The organism is Labilithrix sp. (assembly GCA_019637155.1).
Classification (GTDB): Bacteria; Myxococcota_A; Polyangia; order Polyangiales; family Polyangiaceae; genus Labilithrix.
This window is the reverse complement of record JAHBWE010000007.1, coordinates 88,331-113,215: the sequence shown is the minus strand read 5'-3', so window position 1 is coordinate 113,215 and position 24,885 is coordinate 88,331. Positions and strand designations below refer to the sequence as shown.

Sequence of the window (24,885 nt, the reverse complement as noted above, 5' to 3'; positions counted from 1 at the left end):
GCCCCGACGACCACCCCGAACGCGAGGACGACCGCGAGGCCCGGCGCGCGAACGCGACCGCCACAGCGGTTGCGAAGCAACCCGCGTCTTCGCGGGTCGTGTTCGCGCGCGCGCGGGGGTGTCGGGGGCGGAGCCCCTGACCTAGAGAGAGACACGCATCCCTACCAGGAAGAGGCCTTGCCAGATGACGGTGCGGTCCGGCAGATCGGTGCCGACGACGAAGACGTTGGCTTCCGGGCCGGCGGTGAACACGAAGCCCTTGCCGAGCGGGATGCGGTACTCCGCGGCCGCGACGGGGCCGACGAGCGACGCGGGCTGGAGGATGCCGATCGCGCCACCGCTGAAGGCGAAGCGCTGCGCGACGACGCGCGTGTAGCGGAAGTCGAGGCCGAACGCGGAGCGCGGCTCGACCGCGACGATCACGGCGGCGCCGAAGATGTCCTGCGGATCCTCGTCGACGAAGAGGTCCGCGCCGATGCGCGCGCGGGTCTGCGCGCGCCCCATCGTCGCGACGCGTCCTCCCCCGCCCTCGATCCCGCTCGAGAACTGCGTCACGCCGCTCGTCACCCACTTCTGCGCGTGCGCGGCGCCGCTCGAGAAGAGGATCAGCGCCGCGGCCAAGACCGCGAGCCCCCAACCCGCGCGGCGCTCCGCGAGCGCCCGACCCCCGCGGCGGCGCTCAGCGAGCGCCATTCGTGTTTCCAGGGCCCGGCGCGCCTGCGCGGACCGCGGGCATCGTCGCGGTCGGGCGCACCGCGGGCATCATCCCCGAGCTCCGGCCGAGGAAGCGCGCGCGCGCGGCGGCGCGGCGCCACTCCTCCGGCGTCGTGGTGCGCGTCGGCTCGGTGGCGGGGGCGGGCGTCATGGCGGTGGCGGTGGCGGTGTGTTGGCTCATCGTGGATGACCTTCATGCGAATCGTGGGCCGAAGCTGGAGCGGGCGCCGGCGCCGGCTCGGGCTCGTCGCCGGCCTGCGGGACCGGGATCGTCACGACGATGTCGACGCGGCGGTTCTGCTTCCGGCCCTCGTCGGTCGTGTTGTCGGCGACGGGGTGGAACTCGCCGTAGCCGGAGGCCGAGAGGCGGTCCGGCGCGATCCCTTCGCCGATGAACGCCGCGACGATCGTGGTCGCGCGCGCGGTGGAGAGGTCCCAGTTGGAGCGGAAGCGCGCCGTCTTGATCGGGCGGACGTCGGTGTGCCCTTCGACGCGGATGTCGACCTTCCGTCCCTTCAGCTCGTGCGCCAGCTTGACGACGACCGCCTTCGCGTTCGGCTCGAGCGTGTCGGTCCCGGTCTCGAAGAACAGGTTGTCCGACAGACGCAGCACGAGCTCGTTGCGGCGCGCGATGATCTGGACCTTCGCGAGCTCCGCGTCGTCGTCCTTCGTGCTCACGAGCGCGTTGCGGATCGCGGCGAGCTCCTCGGGGAGCGCGCCCTGGCCAGGGCCCTTGCCGGCGGTGGGCTGGTTGTCGGTCTCGACGATGGACCCCTCCAGCGCGCCGGTCATGAGGCCCTTGCCCGGCTGCGGGAACATGTCGATGCCGACCGCCTTCGAGAACTGCTCGGTGAAGCGGCCGACCTTCTTGGAGTCGACCTGCGACACCGCGAACATGACGACGAAGAACGCCATCAGGAGCGTCATGAAGTCGGCGAAGCTCACGAGCCATCGCTCGTGGTTCACGTGCTCCGGATGCTTCTTTTTCCGGGCCATCGGCGCCTACTTCTTCTTCTCGCCGTGGCCGCCGTGGTCGCCGAGGAACTGGACGAGGCGGTCGCGAACGAGCTTCGGGTTGAGGCCGGCCTGGATCGCGAGGACGCCGGTGAGCTCCATCTCGCGGAGCTTCGCCGTCTCGGCGATGTCGAGCTTGATCCGCGCCGCCATCGGGAGGCAGATCAAGTTCGCGAACGCGACGCCGTAGATCGTCGCGACGAACGCGCCGGCGATGCCGACGCCGACCGCGGCGATGTCGGAGAGGTTGCTCATGACGTGGATGAGGCCGAGGACGGCGCCGATGATGCCGACGGTCGGCGCGTAGCCGCCGCCTGCTTCCAGCACCTTCGCGCCGTTCTCGGCGTGATGCTCTTCGACGCCGATCGTCACCTCGAGCGTCTCGCGCAGCGTCTGGGAGTCGACGCCGTCGACCGCCATCATGAGCGCCTTCTTGAGGAAGGGATCCGACGCCTGCTCGCCGACCTTCTCGAGCGCGAGGATGCCGTCGCGGCGCGCGCGGTTCGCGTAGTCGACGATCTCCTCGACGAGCTTCTCGCCGTTCAGCTTGTGCGGCTTGAAGAGGCCCGCCATCAGGCGGAGGCCCGTCTTGATGTCGCTGAAGGGGTACTGGACGACGATCGCGCCGACCGTGCCGCCGATGACGATGAGGAAGGCGGGGCCGCCGACCAGCGCGCCGACGTGGCCGCCTTCCCAGATGTTGCCGCCGACGATGCAGCCGACCGCGATGAGGATGCCGATGAGGGCGCCGGGGCGCATCTCAGCCGTCCTCGTCGATGATCGACGGCGCGATCATCGCGGCGTCGAGCGCGGGCCGGTTGAACGCGCCGGAGGGGCGCGAAGGCTGGAGGCTGCGCCGGCCGCTCGACGACGGCGGCGGCATCGAAGGGACGTTGATCGGCCCGGTCCCGCCCATCTTGGCGCGCGCGGTGGTGAAGCGCTCGATCACCTCGTCCAGCGATTCGCGGACGATGATCTTGCGGTCACCGATCAGACAGAGCGTCGTATCCGGGGTGGCCTCGACCCACGCGATGTGGTCGGGGTTGATCGCCACCGTGCGGTGGTCGAGACGGGTCAGCTTGAGCATCGCGGGGGGCCCATCGCAACGACCGAGCCATCGCGGAGCGCCGGTTCCATGACGCTCGGGCGACGAGGAGCGATGGAACGGTTCATGGACGAGGGGACCGCATGGCCCTCCTCGATAGCGTCGAGCATCTCCGCGGCGCGCTCGACTACCACCTCGACCGGCACAACCTGCTCACGTCGAACCTCGCCCACATCGACACCCCGGGCTACAAGCCCGTGGATCTCGAGCGAAACGTGAATTTCGCCGGACAGCTCCACGTCGCGATGGCGGCCACGAACGCCGGAACGTCCATCGGGGCGACTCCTGGAGGAGAAATTCACGGAAAGGTGATCGAGGACCCGGGCGCGGCCGCCGGCGGCGACGAGAACGGCGTCGACCTCGATCGCGAGGCCGTGAAGATCGCCTCGAACCAGATGCGGTACGACATGCTCGCCCAGCTCGCCTCGAGCGAGCTCGCGTCGCTCGCGTGGGCCGCCTCCGACGGGAAGCACGGCTGATGAAGATCGGTGCCGCCAACCACGCGGGTGTCTTCTCGGCGATGGAAGTCGCGGCCTCCGGCCTCTCGGCGGAGCGCAGCCGCATGAACATCACCGCCGGCAACCTCGCGAACGCTCGCACGACGCGGACCGAGGAGGGCGGCCCCTACAAGCGGCTCGATCCGGTCTTCGAGGCGAAACCGCTGAATTCCGCGACCCGCGACCCTGTCCTCCGGAAGATCGAGACGGTCCGCCTGGCCGAGGTCCGGCCCGACCAGAGCCCGGGGACGATGGTGTACGAGCCGGGACATCCCGACGCAAATCCGGAGGGTTACGTCGAGTACCCCAACGTCAACACGGTGACGGAGATGGTCAACATGATGACTGCCTCCCGCGCCTACGAGGCGGGGATCACCTCGATCGAGTCGCTCAAGGCGATGGCCCGCGCGGCCCTCCGCATCGGGAAGTAACCGTGAAAATCGAGTCTTCCGGCTACGCCAGCATGATGCGCCAGGCCGCGATCGAGCGCCGCCAGGAGCTGCAGATCGGCGGCGAGCCTGGCACGCCGGAAGCAAAGAAGAGCGAGCACGTCACCGGGCCGTCGTTCGGGAAGGTCCTCGAAGACACGGCGATGGCCGCGAGTGACAAGGAGCGCGAGGCGATGGCGAAGGCCGAGGCGCTCGCGGCCGGCACGTCGGACGACCTGCACGGCACGATGATCACGATGAAGGAAGCCGACATCTCGATGAGGCTCGTCGGCTCGGTCAGGGACAAGCTCATGGACGCGTTCCACGAGCTCTGGAGGATCAATGTCTGAGGGTACGGGAGTCGTCGACAACCTCGTCGCGAAGGCCGGGCCGGCGAAGCCCGTCCTCGAGAAGGTCGTGGCGAAGATCAGGTCGATGTCGAGCGGAGCGCGCATGGCGGCGCTGTTCACGCTCATCGGCGCCCTTACGATCGGCGGCTTCTTCGCGTTCCACCACGCGGAGCCGCCGTACGCCCCGCTCTTCACGAACCTCGATCGCGACGACGCGGCGGTGGTCGTCACCAAGCTCAAGGAGCTCAAGGTCCCGTACAGGCTCCAGGGCGACGGCTCGCTCATCGAGGTGCCGGAGGACAAGGTGCGCGAGACGCGCCTCGAGCTCGCGGGGCAGGGGCTGCCGCGCGGCGGCAACGTAGGCTTCGAGAGCTTCGACAAGATGCGCCTCGGCGCGACCGACTTCGAGCAGCGCATCCTGTATCGCCGCGCGCTCGAGGGCGAGCTCTCCCGCACGATCGGCGCGATCGGCGCGGTCGAGAGCGCGCGCATCCACCTCGTCTTGCCCGAGAAATCCGTGTTCGTGAGCAAGAACGAGCCGTCCAGCGCGAGCGTCGTCCTGAAGCTCCGCGGCGGCCGCGCGCTCGGCGGCGGCGAGGTCGCCGGCATCGTGCACCTCGTCGCGACGTCGGTGCAGGGCCTCTCACCCGATCGCGTCGCGGTCGTGACGACGGAGGGCCAGGTCCTCCATCGGCCGCGCCGCGCGGGCGAGGACGGCATCGGCGTCGACGACGACAAGGAGTCGAAGGCCCGCGCGCTCGAGGCCACGCTCGAGGAGCGCGCCCGCGCCATCGTCGAGAAGGTCACCGGCGCCGGCCACGCCGACGTGCGGGTCACCGCCGACATCGACTCCGCGCGCGTCGAGCACGTCGAGGACCGCTACGATCCGTCGCGGACGGCGCTGCGGAGCGAGGAGTCGACGATCGAGCGCACGGCCGGCGAGGAGCCCCCGGTCGCGGGCGTGCCGGGGGCGGAGTCGAACCTCCCGAACGGCTCGGCGGCGGGCGCGAAGGCCGCGGACGGCGGCGCTCCCGAGGTCGCGAAGGGCACGCTCCCCACGCGCGAGCAGCACACGCGGAACTTCGAGGTCGATCACGTGAGCGAGAAGCGCGTCGTCGCCGGCGGTGTGTTGAAGCGGCTCACCGTCGCGGTCGTCATCGACGGCAACCGCTCGAAGGAGGAGCTCGACAAGATCACGGGGCTCGTCCGCAGCGCGGTCGGCTTCGACGAGCGCCGCGGCGACGCGGTCACGGTCGAGGCGGTGCCCTTCCTCGTGGTCGCCGAGCCGCCGGCGCCGCCGGCGCCGACGACGAAGCTCCCGATCGACCTGAAGAACCCGCTCCACGTCGGTCCGCTCGCCGGCGGCGCGCTGCTCTTCCTCGTCCTCGTCGCGCTCATGGTGAAGCGGAGCCGGAAGAAGGCGCGCGCGGTGAGCGAAGCGCTCGCGCTCGTGGCGGCGAAGGAGAAGGCCTCCGCCGAGCAGGTGACGGTCGAGATCCTGGGCAAGAACGAGGAAGAAAACGAGACCTCGGCCGACGACCTGAAGCAGCTCGTGCGCGAGCGCGCGCTCCTCGACCCGTCCACCGCGGCGCTCATCGTGAAGGGCTGGCTCGGCACCGCGAGCGAGGCCGCCGGCGTCCGCGAGGAAGCGGCCTGAGCGAGGCGTCATGGCGCTGACACTCGGCGCTGGCTCGATTCCTGAAGTGATGACGGTTCGATGACGACGCAGATCACGAACGCGGAGAAGGCGGTGCTCTTCCTCCTCTCGCTCGACGAAGAAGTGGCGCGCCCCATCGTCGACGAGCTCTCCGAGGACGACCTCAAGAAGCTCCGCTCGGTCGCGTCGACGATGCGGGTCGTCCCGAAGGACGCGGTGAATCGCACCTTCAAGGAGTTCCTCGAGAAGGCGAACACCGCGGTCGCGGTGCCGCGCGGGGGCCTCGGTTACCTGCGCCGGCTCTCGGCGGGCTCGATCGGCGAGGACCGCGCGCGCGCGCTCTTCGAGGAGCACGGCGCGACGTCGCCGCTCGTGAAGCTCGAGACGGCCGCGTCCGAGGACGTGGCGAGCCTCCTCGCGAGCGAGCCTCCGCAGCTCGCGGCGGCGGTGCTCTCGATGATGGACCCGAGCGCGGCGGCGGAGATCCTCGCGGTGCTCGACGACGCGAGCAAGGCGCCGATCGTGCTGCAGATGGGGCGCATGAAGCAGCTCCCCGCGAGCGTCATCGAGGACGTCGCCGCCGCGCTCGCGGCGCAGCTCCCCGACTCGGAGGCGAGCACGCTCGTCACCGTCGACGGCGTCGCGAAGGCGGCCGAGCTCCTCAACGGCACGTCGAAGGCCGCATCGGCCGCGATCCTCTCCGAGCTCGAAGCGGAGGACCCCGAGCTCGCCGCGATCATCAAGCAGGCGATGTTCACGTTCGACGACCTCGCGCGCCTCGACTCGAAGGCGATGCGCACGCTCCTCCGCGAGGTCGCGACCGATCGGCTCACGATCGCGCTGCGGAACGCGCCGGAGGAGGTCATGGCCGCGATCTTCTCGGGCCTCTCGAGCCGCGCGGCGGACCTCATCCGCGACGACCTCGCGAACATGGGGCACGTCCGCAAGGCGGACGTCGAGGCCGCGCGTCGCGAGATCATCGACGCGGCGCTCAAGCTCGAAGAGGAAGGCAAGCTCTCGCTCGGACGCGAGGAAGAGTGATGCAGCCGAAAGCGCCCTGGATGTCGCCGGGCGCGCCGCGGATGGCGAAGCCCTCGTGGCTCCGCATGCGAGCGCTCGCCGACGCCGTCACCGAGGTCGAGTCGTCGCCTCCGTCGCGGCCGGCGTCGCCGCCGTCGTCGGTGCAGCTCATCGCGTCGGTGCCGCCGCCGCGGAGCATGCGCCCGTCCGTTCCTCCGCCGCCTTCTTCGCGCCGCGGAAGCCCCCACATCCAGACGACGCGCGAGCTCGAGCTCGAGCGCGAGGTCGCGGCGCTGCAGAGCGAGCTCGCCCGCGTCGTCGCGGAGAGCGCGTCGACGCGCGCGCGCGTGATCGAGGAGAGCGAGCCCGCGATCGTGAAGCTCGCGCTCGCGATCGCGCGGCGCGTGGTCGGCCGCGAGGTCGAGAGCGATCCGGCGCTGATGCAGGCGTGGATCGACGAGGCGCTCGCGATGTTGCCGGGTGGTGAGGTCGCGTTGGCGGAGGACGGCGCGAGCGCGATCGTGCGCGCGGGCGACAGCACGGTGGAGGTCGGCGCGGAGCCGCGCATGGCGGCGATCGCGGACGCGCTCGGAGTCGGGTCATGATCGATCTCTCGCACCACCTGGACGTCGTCGCGAGCGCGCCGCTCGTGCGCGCCGAGGGCAAGGTCGACAAGGTGGTCGGGCTCCTCGTCGAGGTGAGCGGCCTCAAGGCGGCGCTCGGTCGCGAGCTCGAGGTGGAGGCGGACGGGAGGAGGCTGACGCTCGAGGTGATCGGCTTCCGCGACGGCAAGCTCCTCGCCGCGCCGCTCGGTCCGACGGCGGGCATCGCGCCCGGCACGCGGGTTCGCCTTCGCACGAGCGAGGCGTCGGCGGAGGTCGGCGAGGCGCTGCTCGGCCGCGTCATCGACGCGTTCGGCCACCCGCTCGACGCGCGTCCCGCGCCGCGCGTGGGCGGTCGCGCTCCGCTCTACAACCAGCCGCCGCAGCCGTTCGCGCGCCGCCCGATCGACACGCCGCTCGGCACGGGCGTCCGCGCGATCGACTCGACGCTCGCGTTCGGCGAGGGGCAGCGCATCGGCCTCTTCGCGGGCACCGGCGTCGGCAAGTCGACGCTCCTCGGCATGCTCTGCCGGCAGGCGGACGCGGAGGTCATCGTCGCGGCGCTCATCGGCGAGCGCGGCCGCGAGGTCGGCGATTTCGTCCGCCACGCGATCGGTCCGGAGAAGATGCATCGATGTGTCGTCGTCGCCGCGACGAGCGACGCGCCGCCGCTCGTGCGCGTGCGCGGCGCGCTGCGGGCGACGGCGATCGCGGAGCACTTCCGCGCGCAGGGCAAGAAGGTGCTCCTCGTGATGGACTCGGTCACGCGCTTCGCGATGGCGCTGCGCGAGGCCTCCCTCGCCGCCGGCGAGCCGCCGCTGACGAAGGGCTACACGCCGACGGTGTTCGCGTCGATCCCGCTCCTCCTCGAGCGCGCGGGCCGCGACGCGGGGGCGGGCTCGATCACCGCGGTCTACACCGTCCTCGTCGAGGGCGACGACATGAACGATCCGATCGCCGACACGGTGCGCGGCATCCTCGACGGTCACATCGTCCTGACGCGCCGCCTCGCGGACAAGAACCACCACCCGGCGATCGACGTGCTGAAGAGCGTGTCACGTGTCGCGCGCGACGTCTCGACGAAGGAGCACACGCAGGCCGCGTCGCGGCTCCGCGAGATGCTGGCGGCGTACGAGGAGGCGGCGGACCTCATGCAGATCGGCGCGTACGTGCCGGGCTCGAACAAGCACGTCGACGCCTACAAGGCGCAAGAAGACGTGATCCAGGCGTTCCTCCGGCAGACGCCGGACGAGGCGACGCCGCAAAGCGAGACGATCGCGCGCCTCTGCGCGATCGCGGAGAAGTCGAAGCGATGAGCAAGCAAACGAAGATGATCTACCGCCTCGTCGACATCAAGCAGCGCGCCGCCGACGCGGCGGAGACGGCCCACGTCGCCGCTCACCACGCGACGCTGGAGGCGGAGGCCGCGCTCCGCCGCGCGATCGCGCTCTGGAACGCCTTCATCGCGACGACGTCCGACGACGTCGCGACCGCGGCGGATCTCCAGCACCGTGACCTCGAGCACAAGTGGCTGCGTCGTTCGATCGAGGACCACGAGCGCGCGGCGCTGGTGGCGCGCACGGAGGAGGCGGCCGCGCGCGAGGCGATGACGACGGCGCGCATCGAGCTCCGCCGCTACGAGACATGGCTCGAGAACACGCAAGAGCTGGCACGCATCGAGGCGAAGCGCGTACAACGCCTCGCCGACGACGAAGTCGCCGCCCGCAAGCGGAGCGTGGCGGTATGAGCTCGACGACAAGCCTCGGCCTCCTGACGGCCCTAAGGGCGTCCACGTCGAAGGGCCGCACGCAGGAGGCGACTCCGGACAAGAGCGCCTTCGAGGACACGCTGTCGTCGCTTGTCGAAAAAGACGAAAAAGAAGATTTTGTCAAAAGGTGGCACGAGCGCATGGCCGCGGCCCTGCAGCTCCCGCCCACGCAGGTCCCGAGCGCAAACGGCTCCCACGTTGACGCGGCCACGAGCGGGCATGGCGAGCGCGACTTGGGCGGCCGCAGCGCGGGAGGTCGCGGCGCGGGAGGATTCGGCGCCGGCGCGGGAGGTCGCGGCGAGGGCGGCTTCGGCGCCTCGGATTGGGTTGGCGCGGGCGCGCACAGTGCGGGCGGCTTCGGCGCCGGCGCGGGTTGGGTTGGCGCGGGCGCGCACGGCGCAGGCGGCTTCGGCGCCGGCGCGGGTTGGGTTGGCGCGGGCGCGCACGGCGAGGGCGGCTTGGGCGCGGGCGCGGGAGGTCGGGGCGCGGGCGCGCACGGCGCGGGCGGCTTGGGCGCGGGCGGCTTGGGCGCCGGTGCGGGTTGGGTAGGCGCGGACGGACGCGGCGCGTCCGGATTCAGCGCCGGCGCGGGTTGGGTCGGAGCGGGTGGACGCGGCGCAGGTGGGGTCGGCGTCGGTGCGAACGGAAGCGCGGACGACCTCGGCGCGGGTGGACTCGGCGCGGGTGGACTCGACGCGGGGGCGAACGGAAGCGCGGGTGGTCGCGGCGCGGTCGGATTTGGTGCGGGGGAGAGCATGGGGAGCGCGAGCGTCGCCGGCTTCGGCTCGCGTAGGAACGTGAGCGGTGCGTTTGGCGCCGCCGCGAATCAAGCGATGAGCGATGGCGGCGCGGGCACGACCGGCGAGCTCGGAGCGACCGGCGCGCTCGGCTCCGGAGCGAACCGCGCTCTCGCACACGGCATCGTCGCCGCCAGCACCGAAGCTCTCGGCGCGTCCTCGGCGGGCACGGGTGGCGGTGCGCTCGGCGCGCTCGGTGCCGCTGGCGCGAGTGGCAGTGCACTCGGTGCTGCGAGCGTGAGCGGCAGTGCGCTCGGTGCTGCTGGTGCGCTCGGTGCTGCGAGCGTGAGCCGTGCGCTCGGTGCTGCTGGCGCGCTCGGTGCTGCTGGTTCGAGCGGCGGCGTGTTCGGCGCGACTGGTGCTGGTGCCGGTGGCGCGTTCGGCGCGACTGGTGCTGGTGCCGGTGGCGCGTTCGGCGCGACTGGTGCTGGCGGCGCGCTCGGTGCGACTGGTGCTGCTGGTGCTGGCGGCGCGTTCGGTGCTGCTGGCGTGCGTGGTGGTGCGTTCGGCGCAAGCGGCGGTGCGTTTGGTGTGGCCGGAGTGAGCGGTGTTCCCGTCGCGGGGGCGTTCGGCGGGAGTGGTGGTGCGTTCGGCGCGAGCGGTGCGTTCGGCGTGAACGGTGCCAGCGGTGCGTTCGGTGCGAGCGACGGCGCGAGCGGCGAGATCGGCGCGGGTGCTGGTGCGTTTGGTGCGAGCGAAGCTGGCGTGCATGTTGGTGCCTTCGGCGTGACAGATGCGTACGGAGCGAGCGGTGGTGCGAGCGCGAAGGGGCCGGGCGTAAACGGCGCGAACGGCGCGAACGGCGCGAACCGCCCTGCAGTCGATGCACGCGCCGGGATCCGCATGAGCGACGACGCCTTCGGCCCGAACGACGCAGCTGCGATCGGCATCGCACTCGCGACCGGGCACGGCGGCAACGACGATGCGCGCGGCGCAATCACGAACGCACACCAAGCGGACACCGCCGCGAGCACGAGCAACGCGCCCGGAGCAGACGCCGCCACGAACGGCCCGACCGGCACGAACGACCCGACCGCCGCGAACGTCGCAAGCGCCGACGGCACCGCATCGTTGAGCCTGTACGGAGCACCCATCGGCCCGACCGCCGCGAACCTCGCGAGCGCCGGCGGCGCGAACGGCCCGACCGGCGCGAACGTCGCGGGCGACGCCGCCGCGAACGGCCCGGCCGGCGCGGACGTCGCGAGCGCCGGTGGCGCGTACGGCGCTCCTTTCGCGAGCGCCCATGCGGGCGGGGTTGCGTCCTACCCGAACGGCGGCCCAACCATCGGCGCCGCCACGCGAGCAGGTCATGTGCCGAGCGCGACCGTGCATGCGGCGATCGACGCGAGTCACTTCGGCGGCTCGAGCATCTCTCACGACGGCGAACGCGACGCCGCCGCCGCCGCGCCCTTTGCGTTCGCGTCGAGCGTGAGCACGATGGAATCCTTCCTCGCGCTCGCGGCGGACGATCCCGACAGCCCCGACGACCTCCCCCCCACCCCTGCCGCCGCCCCGCCGCTGGCGGCGGACGTCGCACACGTCAAAACCGTGACGAAAGCCGCGCCCCCGCTCCCCCGCGTCGACGCGGAAGCCGCGGTCCGCGCCGCGGAGGCTCTCGGGCACAAGCGCGTCCTCGCGTCCGGTGAGGCGCGCGGGCACCTCGTCTTGCCCGAGCTTGGCCGCGTCGAGGTCCGCGCCCAGCTCGACGAACGCTCCAACGTCGACGTCCACGTCCGCGCCGACGACGCCGACGGCCGCGCCCTCATCGCCGCCCACGCATCCGAGCTCCGCGCCCACGTCCAGGCCGAGGTCCCGCAGGTCCACGTCACGGTGGAGCACCATCACCCCTCGAACCCTTCGTTCGAGCGAGGAAATTCAGGTAATTCGCAGGCCGGCGAGCAGCGCGAGCAGCACGAGCGGCAGCCCCAAGAGCCCCAAGACCCCGTCAGGCGTCAAATCCGTGGTCGGGCCCGCTTCGTGCTTTGACCCTCCGTCGGAGACGAATCGGAAAAACCATGACGCTCGCATCCGTCAGTAGCGCAACGCAATCCGCGGCGACGCAGTCGCCGGCGTCGGCGTCGGACAAGGCGAACAAGGCGGCGATGGACAAGGACGCGTTCCTCAAGCTCCTCGTCGCGCAGCTCGCCCATCAGGACCCGCTCCAGCCCACCGAGGGGACCGAGTTCATCACCCAGCTCTCGCAGTTCGCGCTCGTCGAGCAGTCGATCGCGCAGAGCTCGAAGCTCGACGTCGTCTCCGCGCAGCTCGCCGGCATGTCGAGCAACGAAGCGGTCGGCCTCGTCGGCAAGGACGTCACCGTGCGCGGCAACGGCATCGCGTTCGACGGCATCGCCGCGACCTCCAGCAGCGTGAACCTCTCCGCGAACGCGGCGAAGGTCACCGTCCAGATCCAGGACAAGGACGGCAAGACCGTCCGCACCCTCGAGATGGGCGCGCGCACGGCCGGCCCGATGCCGATCGCGTGGGACGGCAAGGACGACAGCGGCGTGCCCGCCGCGCGGGGGACCTACTCGATGAAGGTCGAGGCGAGGACCGCCGACGACAGCATCGTGAACGCGGCGCAGGACGTCGCGGGCAAGGTCACGAAGGTCGCGTTCGACAAAGGGTATCCGGAGCTCACTCTCGACTCCGGGGTCACGGCTCCAATTTCGGATCTCGTGAGCGTTTCAGGAGGATCGATTCGATGAGCATCACGAAAGCCATGTACTCCGGTGTCTCGGGCCTCGTTGCGGAGAGCGATACGCTCAGCATCGTGGGCGAGAACGTCGCCAACACCAACACGATCGGCTTCAAGAAGTCGCGTGCGACGTTCGAGAGCGTCCTCGGCGGCGCGGTGGGCGCGCAGCAGACCGGCGGCGGCGTGCGGCTCGGCAGGGCGCAGCAGATCTTCGCGCAGGGGGCGCTCGTGAGCACCGGCAACGCGACCGACCTCGCCATCTCCGGCGACGGCTTCTTCGTCGTGCAGGGCACCGTCAACGGCGTGCACGGCGACTTCTACACGCGCGCCGGTCAGCTCACGGTGAACAACGAAGGCAAGCTCGTGAACATGGGCGGCCTCGCGATCCAGGGCTACGCGGCGAACGGCGACGGCACGTTCACCTCGAGCGTCGGCACGCTCCAGCTCTCGACCGCGCAGCTCCCGCCGCGCCCGACGGGAGCGATGACCCTCACCGCGAACCTCGACGCCGGCGCGACCGCCCCCGGCGCCGCGTTCGACGCGCAGAGCCCCGGCGACACCTCGAACCTCTCGACCTCGATGACGGTCTACGACTCGCTCGGCCAGGCGCACGCGGTCGACGTCCACTTCCGCAAGGGCACGAACCCCGGCGAGTGGGAGGTCCACGTCCTCGCGAAGGGCGACGAGCTCGCCGGCGGCGCGCCGGGGCAGAACGTCGAGATCGGCACCGGCACGCTCACCTTCAACCCGTCGGGCGCTCTCCAGGACGTGCAGTGGGCCACGCCGATCTCGGCGAGCTTCACCGGCGCGAAGGCGAACCAGGCGATCTCGGTCGACTTCGGCCAGCCGATCGCGGCGGGCGGCACCGGCCTCGGCGGCACGACGCAGTTCGGCTCGAACAGCGCGATCAGCGCGCAGTCGCAGGACGGCTATGCGTCGGGTGACCTTTCGGGCGTGAAGATCGACTCCGACGGCGTCGTCAGCGGCGTGTACTCGAACGGCCAGACGGTCGCCGCGGGCAAGCTCGCGATCGCGAAGTTCCGCTCCAACGACGGCCTCGCGAAGGCGGGCTCCAACGTGTGGACCGCGACGCGCGCCTCCGGCGAGGCCGCGCTCGGGGCGGCGGGGGAGGGGGGCCGCGGCGCGCTCGTCTCCGGCGCGCTCGAGCAGTCGAACGTCGACATCGCGGAGCAGTTCGTCGACCTCATCGCCCATCAGCGCGCGTTCCAGGCGAACAGCAAGACGATCACGACCGCGGATCAGATGCTGCAAGAGCTCATGATGATCAAGCAGTGATCTTGGCGCCACCATGAGCGAAGAAACCAAGAAGACCGAAGAGGCGAAGCCGGCCGACGCCGCTCCGCCCGCGTCGAAGAAGCCGTCCGCGGTGGGCGGCGTCTTGAAGCTCGTCATCCCGGCGCTCCTCGCCGCCGGCGCCTCCTACGGCGGCACTCGCTACGCGAAGGCGCAGAACGCGATCGTCATCGTGAAAGAGAAAGAAGAAGCTGAAAGCGGTGGAAAGGGCAAACATGAATTGCATCCGCCCGGCCCGACCGTCTCGCTCGAGCCGTTCCTCCTCAGCGTGTTCGACGCGAGCAAGAAGCCACACCCGATGAAGATGACCGTCGCGGTCGAGTTCGACGCCAAGGCGGCGGCGCACGACGACCCGAAGGCCTTCATGCCGCGCATCCGCGACGCGGTCCTCACCCACCTCCGCAAGACGACCTACGAGGACATCTCCGATCCCGCGCACTACGACAGGCTCCGCAAGGAGCTCCTCGAGCAGTGCCACGAGGTCGGCGCCGAGTCGGCCAAGAAGATCCTCATCACCGACTTCGTCATTCAATGAGCACGACGGATCCGCAGATCAAGACGCTCGCCCAGCCCGGCGGCCGCGGCCGCGCCGCGTGCGCCCGAGCGGCCGAGGCCGGCCCCGAGCTCGCGACCGCGCTCCGGCGCGCGCTCCCGTTCCTCGCGCGGAAGCGCGTGAGCATCACGGTGGACCCCACGCGCTGCACCAGCTTCGCCGATCTCGCGGCGGATGGATCGATCGTCTACACCGCCGCCTTCAACGAGAAGTCCTCGAGCACGCGCGGCCTCGTGCTCTTCGACGAAGCCGCGCTCGCCCGCGTCCTCGACGGCGTGCTCGGCGGCGGCAGCGCGACCACGCTCCCGTCGGCGAAGCTCACCTCGGCGCAGAACGCGCTCGCTTCCCGCGTCTCCGTCGGCGTCCTCCGCGCGTTCGCCGACGCGCTCGCCGCGCGCCTCGGCCTCACGCTGGAGCCGTGCGCGAGCAAGGAGATCGACGCCGGCGCCGCGGTCGTCGTCGCGCTCGTGCTCGAAGGCGGCGGCCGCGTCTCGATCGCGCTCCCGCTCGGGTGCATCCGCACCGACGAGCCGTCGGCGGATCCGGCGCGCGTCGACCCCGGCATCGAAGCGGCGATGACGGACGTCGAGCTCGACGTCGTCGCCGAGCTCGGCAAGGTGCGCCTCTCGCTCGACGCGATCATGAAGCTCCAGGTCGGCGACGTCGTTCGCCTCTCGCTCCCGCTCGACGAGAAGGCGCGCGTCTCCGCTGGCGGAGCGGTCCTCTTCCACGGCCGCCCGACCGCGAGCGGCGAGGTCGTCGCCGTCGCGCTCGAGCGCTCCGTCGGCTAAGGCGCGTCGGCGTCCGCGTCGGACGAATCGGCGTCGGGCGCGTCGGGCGCGCCGGCGTCGGGCACCACCGGCGCCGTCCCGCACGCGAGCTTGCTGACGAGCATGAAGTATTCGAGGTTCGTCAGCAGCGTCCCGTCGCTCGCGTTCGGGTCCTCACCGGTGATGCAGGGCCCGTAGGCCTTGCTCGTGTAGGCGCGCTCGCACTCGGGGCTGTCGAACCTCTCGAGCCCCGCGGTGCAAACGGAGCCGATCGCCGCCTCGTAGCAGGCCTGTCTCTGTTCGTCGGTGGCGCCGAGGCACGACGCGGTGCAGGCGGTGAACGCGCACGTCTCGACCTGGCCGAAGGCGACGGCGCACCCGTTCGGATCGGTGTCGCCGGAGATGTTGCTCATGCACGTGGCGGAGCTCGGGCGTGGTCCGCTCTCTTCGGCATAGAGGACGAGCGGATGGGCAGGGTTCGACTGGAACGTCCCGAACATGCAGTCGAAGCACGCGCGCAGGCCGTTGAACGTCTCCTCGCATTTCTGCTCGGTCGCGTTCTCGAAGACGCAGTCGTTCAAGACGCGCTCGAGCTCCGCGTCGGTGCACTTCGCCTGGTAGGCGGGCGGCGGCACGAACGTGATCGGCGGCGGAGCGATCGGCTCGCAGAAGCCCGCGACCTCGACGTCCGGACGCGGGACGACGGTGACGCCACCGTCGTCGTCGGTGCGTTCGGCGTCGCTCGAGCACGCGCCCGCGTTGGCGAGCAGCGAAGCGGCGGTGATCGCGAGCAGCGTCCTACCCGCGCGATGGTGCCTCACGGCTCGATGTCTGCGTCCGTCTCGGCGTCCGCGTCGCTCCCGGCGTCGTGCACGATCGGGCCTCCGCCGCCGTCGGGGTTCGGGCCGCACGAGATGCGCATGACCTTCTCCTCGAACTGGTCGTTCGTGATGCCCGCGCCGATGCAGGCGTCGAACTTCCCGTCGTCGATCTCCTTCTGGCACTCCTCGGAGAAGACCTTACGGCTCGCGGTGCTGTAGCAGACGCTCTGCGCCGCCAGGATCTCGCAGTTGACCTCCTCCTCCTGCGTACCCTCGCGGCAGGGGCCGACGCACGCGAGCTTCGTGCACGTGTCGAGCTCGCCGATCGCGACGGCGCAGCCGCTCGGATCGGTGTCGCCGCGCACGGCCGTGAGGCACGTACCGAGGCTGGAGATGTACGGCACGCGGCCGTCGTACTGGACGAGCGCGGCGTTCGGGTTCGCGCCTGCGGCGTTGAAGAGGCAGTCGAAGCAGTCGTCGGAGGCCTGATCGAGCGCGCTCTGGCACGCGGCGTTCGAGGCGCCCTGCGCGCGGCAGCCCTTGAAGATGGCGTCGATCGTCGCGAGCGAGCAGCGGTTCTGGAACGGCGGCGGCGTGATGAACGGACGCGCCGGCGGCGTCTGCGGCTGACACACCGTGGGCACCGGGTCTTCTCCCGCGTCGTCGAGGATGACGACGCCGCCCTCGCGCCGACCCCCATCGGTCCCGGCTTCTTGCGTGACGTAGACGACGTCGGGATCGTCTTCGCCGCACGCGCCCAGCGAGAGCGATCCGAGGGTAAGGACGAGAACGGAAGCGGAAAGCGGAAGCGCGCGACGGACGTTCATATCCCTCATCCTACGTGGGGGAATGCGCAGCGTCACGTTGGTGACGCTCGGGCCCGAATTTCGTGCGGCACGGGCCTTGAAGAAAGACCGGCCCATGACGAACGCACTCGGACTGCTCCGCGACGTCGAGGTCGAAGTGAGCCTCGAAATCGGCCGCAAGCGCATGAAGATCGGTGACCTCCTGCGCCTCGGGACGGGCCAGACGCTGGAGCTCGACAAGCCGGCGGGCGAGCCGCTCGAGATCGTCGTCAACGGCCGCCTGATCGGCCGCGGCGAGGCCGTCGTCCTCGGCGATCGCTATGGCCTCCGCATCACCGAGATCATCGCGAAGACCGACCCCAAGCCCGAAGGCGAGGACCAGTGAGGAAGCTCGCCCTCGCGGTCGCGACCGTCATCGCGGTGACCGCGGCGACCGTGTCGACGGCCTTCGCGGACGAGCCTACACCGGCGCCTGCGGCATCGACGCCGCTCCAGGTCCGCCCGCAGAAGCCCCTCAACCTCGCCCCGACGAACGAGGGCACGCCCTTCGGCTACAAGCTCCTCGCCGGCGGCGTCGTCGTGGTGGCGGCGGGCCTCTGGCTCAAGAAGAAGAGGGGCGGCCTCACGTCTTCGAAGACGAAGAAGCGCTCGTCGATCGACGTCCTCGGTCGCACCTCGATCGGCGTCCGCAACGAGCTCCTCGTCGTCGACGTCGAGGGCACGCGTCTCCTCGTCGGCATGACGCCGGGCTCGATGCAGACGCTCGCGGTCCTCCAGACGCCGGAAGGTGTGGTCGGCGAGGAGAGCCCGCTCATGGGCGAAGAGGCCTACATGCGCGAGGACGCCGAGGAGGAGGTCGAGGAGCTCAGCGACCGCGTGCGCTCGCTCCTCGAGGCGCGGAAGAAGAAGGCCGCTCTCGCTCCGGCTCCTCTGGCTCCTCCGGCTCCCGCGGAGTCGCGGCCGGTGATGACCGCTCCGCGCCGCGTGCAGCAGCCGAGGGCGCGCGTGCCGGGGCAGGCGAAGGGGCTCCTCCTCTCGCTCCAGGAGAGCGTGGACGATCGCAGCGTGACGAAGCTCGGTGACTGGTGAACGATCTCCTCAACGCGACCGCGACGAACGGTCCGGGTCTCGCGCCGCAGCTGAAGATCCTCGCGATCCTCACGCTGCTCTCGCTCCTCCCCGCCATCGTCCTCACGATGACGTCGTTCACGCGCATCGTGGTCGTGCTCGGGTTCGTGAAGCAGGGGATCGGCGCGCAGCAGTCTCCGCCGAGTCAGGTCCTCGTCGGCCTCGCGCTGTTCCTCACGATGTTCACGATGGCGCCGGTTACGAAGCAGGTCTTCGACGAGGCCTACACGCCGTACGCGGCGGGCCGGATCTCCGACGCGGAGGCGATGGAGCGCGCGGCGGTCCCGCTCCGGAGCTTCATGTTGCGGCAGACGCGTGAGGCCGACCTCGCGCTCTTCTACGAGGCGTCGCACGCGCCGCTGCCGCAGACGGAAGAAGAGGTGCCGATGCGCATCGCGTCGCCGGCCTTCGTCGTGAGCGAGCTCACGACCGCCTTCCAGATGGGCGTGCTCGTGCTCCTCCCGTTCCTCGTCATCGATTTGGCGGTCGCCGCGATCTTGATGGCGATGGGCATGATGATGGTGCCGCCGGCCTCCATCTCGCTGCCGCTGAAGCTGCTGCTCTTCGTCGTCGTGGACGGCTGGCATCTCCTGGTCGGGTCCTTGCTTCGGAGCTTCAGCGCTCCATGAGCTCGGACCAAGCGCTCGCGACCATCCTCGGCCTCTTCCAGACCGTCATGTGGGTGGCCGGCCCGGTGCTCGCCATCACGCTCGTCGCGGGCCTCCTCGTCGGCGTCGCGCAGACGGTCCTCCAGATCAACGAGCAGAGCGTGGCGTTCGTCGTGAAGGTCATCGCGGTGGTGGGCGTCCTCGTCCTCCTCGGCCCGGTGCTCGCGAACAAGCTCATCGACTACACGACGCGCTCGCTCGGCTCGATCGAGTCCGTCGTGCACTGAGCCTCGCCGCTCGCTCCGCATGGATCCGCTCGCGAACATCATCACGGCCGAGGCCGCGGCGCTCGTGCTCGCGATCGCGCGGCTCGCGGGGTTCGTCCTCGTCTCGCCGTTTCCGGGCAAGAGCACGCCAACGCAGGTGAAGGTCGGTCTCGTCTTGCTCCTCGCGTGGGTGGTGCGCGCGGGCCAGCCGTACCTGCCGTCGCTTCGGCTCGACGGCTCGCTCGTCGGTCTGGTCCCGTGCGAGCTCGGCGTGGGTCTCCTCATCGGCTTCACCGTCCGCGTCACGTATTCGGCCGCCGAGATCCTGGGCTCGTCGTTCGCGCAGTCGACGGGCCTCACGATGGGCGCGGTCTTCGATCCGGCGATGGGCACCGAGGATCCGGTCCCGGCGCGCGTGATGACGCTCCTCGCGATGCTCCTCTTCCTCGCCTGCGGCGCGCATCGCGTCGCGCTGGGCTATCTCCTCGAGTCGTTCCGCGTCGTCCCGATCGGCCAGACGGTGGACATCGGCGCGACGGCGCCTTCGTTCGTCGGCTTCGTCTCGCAGGCGGTGGAGGCGGGCGTGCGGCTCTCGCTCCCGGTCATGGGCGTGGCGCTCGTGGTGCAGCTCGCGCTCGCGCTCGTGTCGCGCGCCTCGCCTTCGCTCCAGGTCTTCAGCATCGGCGCGGGCATCAGCGTCGCGGCCGCGGTCCTCACGATCATGGGCGCGATGGACGACACGGCGGCGGGCCTCGCCGCCGAGATGCAGAACGAGGCGCCGCGCATCGAGCAGGTCCTCGGCGTCGCGACGGGGACCTCGCCGTGAGCGACGACAGCGAGCGGACCCTAGATCCGACCGACGCGCGGAGGGAGGAGTTCCGCAAGCAAGGCCGGATCGCCCGCGCGCGCGACCTCGGCGGCGTCGTCGCGACGGGCGCGGTCCTCCTCGTCCTCTCGGGCTCGCAGAGCCGCCTCTGGGACACGACGCGCACGATGTTCCAATCGACCCTCGGCGACCTCGGCGCGATCGAGCGCGCGGGCGTCGGCCCGGTCTTCTCCGCCGCCGCGACGAGCCTCCTCGCGCTCGCGGGCGTCGCGGTCGGGGCGGCGATGACGTCCTCCGTCGCGATGTCGCTCGTCCAGACGCGCGGCCAGCTCTTCGGCGAGCTCCTGATGCCGAAGGTCGACAAGCTGAACCCGGTGAACGGTTTCAAGCGCCTCTTCGACGTCAAGAAGCAGGGCCTCGAGACGTTCGTCGCGGTCCTCCGCATCGCGCTCCTCGCGGTCGTCGCGTGGAAGGCGCTCGCCGCCGATCTCCCGAGCATGACCGCGATGTCGCGAATGCCTCTCGTCGGCGCGATTCCTCTTCTTCTGTCCGCGCTCGGCCGCACCGCCGCGTACTGCACCGCGACTCTCCTCATCGTCGCCGCCGTCGACTTCGCGCAGAGCTGGTTCACGCTCTCGAAGGAGATGAAGATGACCCGCAAGGAGCGGGAGGACGAGTCGAAGCAGTCGGAGGGCGACCAGAAGGCGAAGCACAAGATCCGCGCGAAGGGCCGCGCGAACCTGAAGAAGCTCCAGATGAAGGCGGTCAAGCAGGCCGACGTCATCGTCACGAACCCGACGCACGTAGCCGTCGCCCTCCGCTACGGCCCGAAGGACCCGGCCCCGGTCGTCCTCGCGAAGGGCCACGACGACATCGCCCTCCGCATCCGCGCCGAGGCCCGCAAGCACGGGATCCCGATCATGGAGAACCGCCGCCTGGCCCGCGCCCTCGACGCCGAGGTCCAGGTCGGCCGCCCGGTCCCCGCGGCTCACTTCGCCGCCGTCGCGCGCGTCCTGGCCTTCGTCTACAAGCTGCGCGCCCAACGCAAACCGAAGCGCACCTGAACAACCGCCCGGCGACTCAGTCGAGTTTCCTGAAGCGAGGATTGTGTCCCGCGCGCGGCTCTTCCAGGAGCGCGTCTCTCCAGGAGCGCCGATGATCCTGGACCGGCGGCCTCGGCGAGGAAGGACAGCCATGCGATCGCATGGATTCCACGTGGTGCGCCCGCCATCCGGGCCGCTATCGACAATAATCCATGCAATCGCATTGAATGTTGTGCATCACACGAGGTGGCAAGGTAGAGTCGGAAGAAATATGGCCGTTCGCATGGATTCATCGAGCTCACCCCATGCTGCTCGCACGGCGCGGCTCGGCCGGGTCGTTCGTGCGCGACGGAAGACGCTGAAGCTGACACAGATCGATCTCAGTCAGCTCGCAGGCTGTGGCCCCGACTTCGTCTACGACGTGGAGGCCGGCAAACCGTCACTGCGCCTCGACAAGCTCCTCGATCTGCTCGCCGTGCTTGGCCTCGAGCTCGTCGTCGCCCAAGGAAAGAGCGTTCTTCGCGTTGCGGCGGAGCTCGAGCCCCAGACGTCTGGATGACGCGCGCCGAGAAGCCCGCCGTCGCGAGCGTCATCCGCGATGACTCCGTCGTCGGACGTCTCCTCCGCACGTCGCAGGGGGCGGTGTTCGAGTATGACCCGTCGTTTCTCGCCGCCGGGCACGCTCCCTGGGATGGCGGGATCAGTTATCGCCTGCCGCGGGAGGTGCCCCGCGTCGAGACGCGGGGCACGAACCTGCACCCCTTCTTTGCTGGTCTCCTCCCAGAGGGAATCCGTCTCGAGGCGCTCATCCGACGGGTCAAGACGTCGAAGGATGACTTGCTCTCGTTGCTCGTCGATGCGGGGGCCGACTGTATTGGCGACATCTCCGTGGTGGTCGACGCCGACCATCCACCAAGCGTGGCGCCTGCGATCGACACCCTCTCACTATCCTCGGCGAGCTTCTCCGAGATCCTGAGCGCGAGCCTTTCGGGGAAGAGAGGTCTCGAGCCGACCCTGCCAGGTGTCCAGGACAAGGTCTCGGCAGCCATGATCTCCTTGCCGCTTCGAGCAAAGGGCGGTGCCGCTTACATCCTCAAGCTCAATCCTCCGAAAATGCCGCGCCTCGTGGAGAACGAGCACTTCTTCCTCGAGATCGCGCGCACGGCCGGACTCTCGGTCGCGAGGGCCGAGCTCGTCCACGATCGCGAGGGCGCGGCAGGCCTCCTCGTCGAGCGCTTCGACCGGATCTCGCCGCGCAAGGGGGTCGTCAAGAAGGTCCACCAGGAGGACGCCTGTCAGTTCCTCGATCGCTATCCAGGTGACAAGTACGTCCTCTCCTACGCCGACCTCGCGCGCGGGATCGGCGAGCTCGGCTCCGCTCCGATCGTCGAGACGGCGAAGTACCTCCGGCTCATCGCGTTCTCCTACCTGATCGCAAACGGCGACCTGCACGCAAAGAACGTCAGCCTGCGAACGGATCCGGCGGATGGCCGCGTCGAGCTCACGCCGGCATACGATGTCCTCACGTCGCTCCCTTACGGTGATCGCACCATGGCGCTCTCGTTCGACGGGCGAAATGACAACCTGAAGCGAGCTGGCTTTATCTCCTTCGGCGAGCGCTTCGGCGTTCGCCGCGCGGCGACCGAAGCGATCCTCGACGAGCTGTGCGACGCGACGTCGGCATCGGTCGTGCGGCTGGGCGAGATCGGCCTCGAGGCGCGCAAGACCGCGGACCTCGCCCGGACCATCAAGAAGCGCTGCGTCGACCTGGGAACGAAGCAAGAGGCATGATCTGCCGTCCCCGAGCAGCCTCCAGCGCCGCCCCCGGCGTTCGGAGGGCTCGGGCGTCAATCCTGCGACCTCATCCGTGCCGCGGGCGGGCGACTGTCTCCTACCCCGGCGTCATATCGGGGAATTCGTGATGGCGGCGAAAAAGCGGCTCAAGGTCGGTGTCGATGTGTCGTTCCTCGCGGTGTGGGGGCGCGCCCTGAGCGGGCATGCGACGTGCTGTTCAGGCTCGTGTGAGTCAGGGCAGCGTCAAGGGCGTGACGTCGCGGAAGGACGTCATCGTTCCGGTCGCCATCATCGGGATCATCCTCATGATGATCCTCCCCATGCCGCCTTGGCTGATCGACGCGATGATCTCGCTGTCGATGGCGATCTCGGTGGGGGTGTTCCTCACCGCCCTCTTCATCGAGAACGCCCTCGAGTTCTCGGCGTTCCCCGCCTTCGTGCTCGTCGGAACGCTCCTGCGGCTGAGCCTCAACGTCGCGACCACACGGCTCATCCTGCTTCACGGCGGGGAAGGGAACGGGGCGGCCGGCGGCGTCGTCGAGGCCTTCGGGCGGTTCGTCGTCGAAGGGAACGTCGTCGTCGGGCTCGTCGTCTTCCTCATCCTCACCGTCATCAACTTCGTCGTCATCACGAAGGGCTCCGGCCGCGTCGCCGAGGTCGCCGCGCGCTTCACGCTCGACGCGATGCCCGGCAAACAGATGGCGATCGACGCCGACCTCGGGTCCGGCACGATCACGAACGACCAGGCCCGCACGCGCCGCGACGACCTCGCGCGCGAGGCCGACTTCTACGGCGCGATGGACGGCGCCTCGAAGTTCGTCCACGGCGACGCGATCGCGGGCCTCCTCATCATGGCGATCAACCTCCTCGGAGGCCTCGCGATGGGCATCGCCCACGGGATGGACGTCGGCAAGGCGGCCGAGACGTTCTCGATCCTCTCCGTCGGTGACGCGCTCGCTTCGCAGCTGCCCGCGCTCCTCATGTCGGCCGCGTCCGGCATCGTCGTCACGCGCAGCGCGACCGGTGACCAGCTCGGCCGCGCGCTGTCGACGCAGTTCTTCGCGAAGACCCGCGTCGTCAACATCACCGCCGGAATCATCGCCGCCCTCGGCCTCATGCCCGGCATGCCGACGCTGCCTTGCTTGTCGCTCGCCGCCGTCCTCGCGTACATGGCGCGCAAGACCAAGGCCGCCACGCCGGCGCCCGGCTCGCCCGCGGCCGCGATCGCCGAGGCCGAGGCGGCGGCCGGCGAGCCGAGGAAGACCGCGCAGGAGGAGATCGACTCGACGCTCACGATCCATCCCCTCGCGATCGAGGTCGGCTACGAGCTGGTCGGCATCGTCGACGGCGCGCGCGGCGGCACGCTGCTCGATCGCGTCGCGAAGCTCCGGAAGGAGGTCGCGAAGGAGCTCGGGATCGTCGTGCCGCCGGTGAACGTCACCGATGACCTCTCCCTCCCCGCCGGCGCGTACCGCATCCTCGTGTTCGGCACCGAAGTCGCGATGGGCGAGTGCGCGCCCGGCCGCGTGATGGCGATCGACGCGACGGGCTCGTCGCCGCCGATCGACGGCGACCGGACGGTCGACCCCACCTTCGGGCTCCCCGCGTACTGGATCGCCGAGCGCGACCGCGAGCTCGCCGAGGCGCTCGGCTACACCGTCGTCGATCACTCCACCATCCTCGCGACGCACCTCGGCGAGGTCGTGCGCGCGAGCGCGCCGCGGCTGCTCGGGCGGCAGGAGGTCCAGCACCTCGTCGACATCCTCGCGAAGTCGAGCCCCAAGCTCGTCGACGACGTCATCCCGAACCTGCTCCAGCTCGGCGACGTCGTCCGCGTCCTCCGGAACCTCGTGAAGGAAGGGATCTCGATCCGCGACATGCGGACGATCCTCGAGTCGCTCGGCGAGCTCGCGCAGGTCACGAAGGACCCCGAGCAGATGACGGAGATGTGCCGCGAGCGCCTCGCGCCGCAGATCACCGCTCGCTTCAAGGCGGAGGGCGTCGTCAACGCCATGACGCTCGATCCCCGCCTCGAGCAGGTCCTGCGTCAGAGCCTCTCCGAGATCGCCAAGGGAACGGGCGGCGCGCTCGACCCGAACATGCTCAAGAGCCTCGCCGACAACGCGGAGAAGAGCCTCGCCGGGTTTGGCGTGCATGGTGCATCTCCCCTCGTGGTGACCGCTCCGGACCTCCGCCGCTACGTGCGCGCCATCCTCGAGCGCAAGCTCCCGCAGGTCCCGGTCGTCTCGTTCCGCGAGATCGACTCCTCCGCTCCCCTCCGCGTCGTCGACCGCCTCGCTGCCTGA

Annotated in this window: 29 protein-coding genes; 22 read left to right on the top strand and 7 right to left on the bottom strand. The window is 70.3% G+C overall.

The annotated features are described in order from the left end of the window. Nucleotides 1-141: 141 nt before the first annotated feature. From KF837_16125 to KF837_16105, 5 genes are read right to left on the bottom strand one after another with little or no spacing between them, the layout of a single operon-like run. Nucleotides 142-693 carry a hypothetical protein gene (locus tag KF837_16125; GenBank protein MBX3228849.1) on the bottom strand — a complete coding sequence of 184 codons (552 nt, stop codon included), beginning with the start codon at nucleotides 691-693 and terminating at the stop codon, nucleotides 142-144. Then, nucleotides 680-895 carry a hypothetical protein gene (locus KF837_16120; GenBank protein MBX3228848.1) on the bottom strand — a complete coding sequence of 72 codons (216 nt, stop codon included), beginning with the start codon at nucleotides 893-895 and terminating at the stop codon, nucleotides 680-682. Before KF837_16120 ends, KF837_16125 begins: the two co-directional genes overlap by 14 nt. Further along, nucleotides 892-1,710, bottom strand: coding sequence for an OmpA family protein (locus tag KF837_16115; protein ID MBX3228847.1), 819 nt, complete (start codon nucleotides 1,708-1,710; stop codon nucleotides 892-894). The genes KF837_16120 and KF837_16115 overlap by 4 nt, the downstream gene beginning before the upstream one ends. Nucleotides 1,711-1,716: 6 nt before the next feature. Beyond that, nucleotides 1,717-2,487, bottom strand: coding sequence for a flagellar motor protein (locus KF837_16110; protein ID MBX3228846.1), 771 nt, complete (start codon nucleotides 2,485-2,487; stop codon nucleotides 1,717-1,719). Nucleotide 2,488: 1 nt separating this feature from the next. Then, entirely contained in the window at nucleotides 2,489-2,815 is a 327-nt protein-coding gene (locus tag KF837_16105; protein MBX3228845.1) for a flagellar FlbD family protein, read from the bottom strand. 101 nt (nucleotides 2,816-2,916) lie between these two features. On the opposite strand from KF837_16105, the gene flgB reads away from it, so the two are divergent. Genes flgB through KF837_16040 form a run of 13 tightly spaced genes read left to right on the top strand, consistent with a single transcriptional unit; the run spans nucleotide 2,917 to nucleotide 15,308 of the window. Beyond that, the gene (gene flgB / locus KF837_16100) at nucleotides 2,917-3,312 is read left to right on the top strand and encodes a flagellar basal body rod protein FlgB (protein MBX3228844.1); all 396 of its coding nucleotides are present in this window, start codon (nucleotides 2,917-2,919) and stop codon (nucleotides 3,310-3,312) included. Next, the gene (flgC, locus tag KF837_16095; protein ID MBX3228843.1) at nucleotides 3,312-3,761 is read left to right on the top strand and encodes a flagellar basal body rod protein FlgC; all 450 of its coding nucleotides are present in this window, start codon (nucleotides 3,312-3,314) and stop codon (nucleotides 3,759-3,761) included. The genes flgB and flgC overlap by 1 nt, the downstream gene beginning before the upstream one ends. A gap of 2 nt (nucleotides 3,762-3,763) precedes the next feature. Then, nucleotides 3,764-4,108, top strand: a complete 345-nt coding sequence (locus tag KF837_16090) for a flagellar hook-basal body complex protein FliE (protein ID MBX3228842.1) — start codon at nucleotides 3,764-3,766, stop codon at nucleotides 4,106-4,108. Then, nucleotides 4,101-5,765, top strand: a complete 1,665-nt coding sequence (fliF, locus tag KF837_16085) for a flagellar M-ring protein FliF (GenBank protein MBX3228841.1) — start codon at nucleotides 4,101-4,103, stop codon at nucleotides 5,763-5,765. The genes KF837_16090 and fliF overlap by 8 nt, the downstream gene beginning before the upstream one ends. A 60-nt stretch (nucleotides 5,766-5,825) precedes the next feature. Beyond that, nucleotides 5,826-6,806 carry a hypothetical protein gene (locus KF837_16080; protein ID MBX3228840.1) on the top strand — a complete coding sequence of 327 codons (981 nt, stop codon included), beginning with the start codon at nucleotides 5,826-5,828 and terminating at the stop codon, nucleotides 6,804-6,806. Beyond that, the gene (locus KF837_16075) at nucleotides 6,806-7,390 is read left to right on the top strand and encodes a hypothetical protein (protein ID MBX3228839.1); all 585 of its coding nucleotides are present in this window, start codon (nucleotides 6,806-6,808) and stop codon (nucleotides 7,388-7,390) included. Before KF837_16080 ends, KF837_16075 begins: the two co-directional genes overlap by 1 nt. Continuing rightward, nucleotides 7,387-8,703: a FliI/YscN family ATPase gene (locus KF837_16070; GenBank protein MBX3228838.1), complete on the top strand. Its 1,317-nt coding sequence runs from the start codon at nucleotides 7,387-7,389 to the stop codon at nucleotides 8,701-8,703. The genes KF837_16075 and KF837_16070 overlap by 4 nt, the downstream gene beginning before the upstream one ends. Next, nucleotides 8,700-9,134: a hypothetical protein gene (locus tag KF837_16065; protein MBX3228837.1), complete on the top strand. Its 435-nt coding sequence runs from the start codon at nucleotides 8,700-8,702 to the stop codon at nucleotides 9,132-9,134. Before KF837_16070 ends, KF837_16065 begins: the two co-directional genes overlap by 4 nt. Further along, on the top strand, nucleotides 9,131-11,938 hold the full coding sequence (locus KF837_16060) for a hypothetical protein (GenBank protein ID MBX3228836.1): 2,808 nt from the start codon (nucleotides 9,131-9,133) through the stop codon (nucleotides 11,936-11,938). The genes KF837_16065 and KF837_16060 overlap by 4 nt, the downstream gene beginning before the upstream one ends. Before the next feature lie 29 nt (nucleotides 11,939-11,967). After that, nucleotides 11,968-12,660 carry a flagellar hook assembly protein FlgD gene (locus KF837_16055; GenBank protein ID MBX3228835.1) on the top strand — a complete coding sequence of 231 codons (693 nt, stop codon included), beginning with the start codon at nucleotides 11,968-11,970 and terminating at the stop codon, nucleotides 12,658-12,660. After that, nucleotides 12,657-13,946: a flagellar hook protein FlgE gene (locus KF837_16050; protein ID MBX3228834.1), complete on the top strand. Its 1,290-nt coding sequence runs from the start codon at nucleotides 12,657-12,659 to the stop codon at nucleotides 13,944-13,946. Before KF837_16055 ends, KF837_16050 begins: the two co-directional genes overlap by 4 nt. A 13-nt stretch (nucleotides 13,947-13,959) precedes the next feature. Then, nucleotides 13,960-14,499, top strand: a complete 540-nt coding sequence (locus KF837_16045) for a flagellar basal body-associated FliL family protein (GenBank protein ID MBX3228833.1) — start codon at nucleotides 13,960-13,962, stop codon at nucleotides 14,497-14,499. Beyond that, the gene (locus KF837_16040; GenBank protein MBX3228832.1) at nucleotides 14,496-15,308 is read left to right on the top strand and encodes a FliM/FliN family flagellar motor switch protein; all 813 of its coding nucleotides are present in this window, start codon (nucleotides 14,496-14,498) and stop codon (nucleotides 15,306-15,308) included. The genes KF837_16045 and KF837_16040 overlap by 4 nt, the downstream gene beginning before the upstream one ends. Here KF837_16040 and KF837_16035 read toward each other — a convergent pair. Together KF837_16035 and KF837_16030 are read right to left on the bottom strand one after the other, a co-directional pair. Next, nucleotides 15,305-16,108 carry a hypothetical protein gene (locus KF837_16035; GenBank protein ID MBX3228831.1) on the bottom strand — a complete coding sequence of 268 codons (804 nt, stop codon included), beginning with the start codon at nucleotides 16,106-16,108 and terminating at the stop codon, nucleotides 15,305-15,307. The genes KF837_16040 and KF837_16035 overlap by 4 nt on opposite strands. Next, nucleotides 16,105-16,935 (bottom strand): hypothetical protein, encoded by an 831-nt coding sequence (locus KF837_16030; protein MBX3228830.1) that lies wholly within the window; start codon nucleotides 16,933-16,935, stop codon nucleotides 16,105-16,107. The genes KF837_16035 and KF837_16030 overlap by 4 nt, the downstream gene beginning before the upstream one ends. Before the next feature lie 94 nt (nucleotides 16,936-17,029). On the opposite strand from KF837_16030, the gene fliN reads away from it, so the two are divergent. From fliN to flhA, 9 genes are all read left to right on the top strand, one after another. Next, entirely contained in the window at nucleotides 17,030-17,299 is a 270-nt protein-coding gene (fliN, locus tag KF837_16025; protein MBX3228829.1) for a flagellar motor switch protein FliN, read from the top strand. Further along, nucleotides 17,296-18,003: a flagellar biosynthetic protein FliO gene (locus KF837_16020; protein ID MBX3228828.1), complete on the top strand. Its 708-nt coding sequence runs from the start codon at nucleotides 17,296-17,298 to the stop codon at nucleotides 18,001-18,003. Before fliN ends, KF837_16020 begins: the two co-directional genes overlap by 4 nt. After that, nucleotides 18,000-18,671 carry a flagellar type III secretion system pore protein FliP gene (fliP, locus tag KF837_16015; GenBank protein MBX3228827.1) on the top strand — a complete coding sequence of 224 codons (672 nt, stop codon included), beginning with the start codon at nucleotides 18,000-18,002 and terminating at the stop codon, nucleotides 18,669-18,671. Before KF837_16020 ends, fliP begins: the two co-directional genes overlap by 4 nt. After that, nucleotides 18,668-18,937 (top strand): flagellar biosynthetic protein FliQ, encoded by a 270-nt coding sequence (locus tag KF837_16010; protein ID MBX3228826.1) that lies wholly within the window; start codon nucleotides 18,668-18,670, stop codon nucleotides 18,935-18,937. The genes fliP and KF837_16010 overlap by 4 nt, the downstream gene beginning before the upstream one ends. A gap of 19 nt (nucleotides 18,938-18,956) precedes the next feature. Further along, nucleotides 18,957-19,742, top strand: a complete 786-nt coding sequence (locus tag KF837_16005; GenBank protein MBX3228825.1) for a flagellar biosynthetic protein FliR — start codon at nucleotides 18,957-18,959, stop codon at nucleotides 19,740-19,742. Next, on the top strand, nucleotides 19,739-20,806 hold the full coding sequence (locus KF837_16000) for an EscU/YscU/HrcU family type III secretion system export apparatus switch protein (GenBank protein MBX3228824.1): 1,068 nt from the start codon (nucleotides 19,739-19,741) through the stop codon (nucleotides 20,804-20,806). The genes KF837_16005 and KF837_16000 overlap by 4 nt, the downstream gene beginning before the upstream one ends. Before the next feature lie 250 nt (nucleotides 20,807-21,056). Then, nucleotides 21,057-21,344 carry a type II toxin-antitoxin system Y4mF family antitoxin gene (locus tag KF837_15995; protein ID MBX3228823.1) on the top strand — a complete coding sequence of 96 codons (288 nt, stop codon included), beginning with the start codon at nucleotides 21,057-21,059 and terminating at the stop codon, nucleotides 21,342-21,344. Beyond that, nucleotides 21,341-22,576 carry a HipA domain-containing protein gene (locus tag KF837_15990; GenBank protein ID MBX3228822.1) on the top strand — a complete coding sequence of 412 codons (1,236 nt, stop codon included), beginning with the start codon at nucleotides 21,341-21,343 and terminating at the stop codon, nucleotides 22,574-22,576. The genes KF837_15995 and KF837_15990 overlap by 4 nt, the downstream gene beginning before the upstream one ends. Before the next feature lie 230 nt (nucleotides 22,577-22,806). After that, the gene (gene flhA, locus KF837_15985; GenBank protein ID MBX3228821.1) at nucleotides 22,807-24,885 is read left to right on the top strand and encodes a flagellar biosynthesis protein FlhA; all 2,079 of its coding nucleotides are present in this window, start codon (nucleotides 22,807-22,809) and stop codon (nucleotides 24,883-24,885) included.

Coding starts and splice junctions, on each gene's coding strand:
- KF837_16115 (MBX3228847.1), bottom strand. CDS start 1,710: ATGGCCCGGAAAAAGAAGCATCCGGAGCACGTGAACCACGAGCGATGG.
- KF837_16005 (MBX3228825.1), top strand. CDS start 18,957: ATGGATCCGCTCGCGAACATCATCACGGCCGAGGCCGCGGCGCTCGTG.
- KF837_16065 (MBX3228837.1), top strand. CDS start 8,700: ATGAGCAAGCAAACGAAGATGATCTACCGCCTCGTCGACATCAAGCAG.
- flgC (MBX3228843.1), top strand. CDS start 3,312: ATGAAGATCGGTGCCGCCAACCACGCGGGTGTCTTCTCGGCGATGGAA.
- KF837_16120 (MBX3228848.1), bottom strand. CDS start 895: ATGAGCCAACACACCGCCACCGCCACCGCCATGACGCCCGCCCCCGCC.
- KF837_16110 (MBX3228846.1), bottom strand. CDS start 2,487: ATGCGCCCCGGCGCCCTCATCGGCATCCTCATCGCGGTCGGCTGCATC.
- KF837_16080 (MBX3228840.1), top strand. CDS start 5,826: ATGACGACGCAGATCACGAACGCGGAGAAGGCGGTGCTCTTCCTCCTC.
- KF837_16105 (MBX3228845.1), bottom strand. CDS start 2,815: ATGCTCAAGCTGACCCGTCTCGACCACCGCACGGTGGCGATCAACCCC.
- KF837_16045 (MBX3228833.1), top strand. CDS start 13,960: ATGAGCGAAGAAACCAAGAAGACCGAAGAGGCGAAGCCGGCCGACGCC.
- KF837_16030 (MBX3228830.1), bottom strand. CDS start 16,935: ATGAACGTCCGTCGCGCGCTTCCGCTTTCCGCTTCCGTTCTCGTCCTT.
- KF837_16050 (MBX3228834.1), top strand. CDS start 12,657: ATGAGCATCACGAAAGCCATGTACTCCGGTGTCTCGGGCCTCGTTGCG.
- KF837_16040 (MBX3228832.1), top strand. CDS start 14,496: ATGAGCACGACGGATCCGCAGATCAAGACGCTCGCCCAGCCCGGCGGC.
- KF837_16010 (MBX3228826.1), top strand. CDS start 18,668: ATGAGCTCGGACCAAGCGCTCGCGACCATCCTCGGCCTCTTCCAGACC.
- flgB (MBX3228844.1), top strand. CDS start 2,917: ATGGCCCTCCTCGATAGCGTCGAGCATCTCCGCGGCGCGCTCGACTAC.
- KF837_16060 (MBX3228836.1), top strand. CDS start 9,131: ATGAGCTCGACGACAAGCCTCGGCCTCCTGACGGCCCTAAGGGCGTCC.
- KF837_16070 (MBX3228838.1), top strand. CDS start 7,387: ATGATCGATCTCTCGCACCACCTGGACGTCGTCGCGAGCGCGCCGCTC.
- fliN (MBX3228829.1), top strand. CDS start 17,030: ATGACGAACGCACTCGGACTGCTCCGCGACGTCGAGGTCGAAGTGAGC.
- KF837_16125 (MBX3228849.1), bottom strand. CDS start 693: ATGGCGCTCGCTGAGCGCCGCCGCGGGGGTCGGGCGCTCGCGGAGCGC.
- fliF (MBX3228841.1), top strand. CDS start 4,101: ATGTCTGAGGGTACGGGAGTCGTCGACAACCTCGTCGCGAAGGCCGGG.
- KF837_16055 (MBX3228835.1), top strand. CDS start 11,968: ATGACGCTCGCATCCGTCAGTAGCGCAACGCAATCCGCGGCGACGCAG.
- KF837_15995 (MBX3228823.1), top strand. CDS start 21,057: ATGGCCGTTCGCATGGATTCATCGAGCTCACCCCATGCTGCTCGCACG.
- KF837_15990 (MBX3228822.1), top strand. CDS start 21,341: ATGACGCGCGCCGAGAAGCCCGCCGTCGCGAGCGTCATCCGCGATGAC.
- KF837_16075 (MBX3228839.1), top strand. CDS start 6,806: ATGCAGCCGAAAGCGCCCTGGATGTCGCCGGGCGCGCCGCGGATGGCG.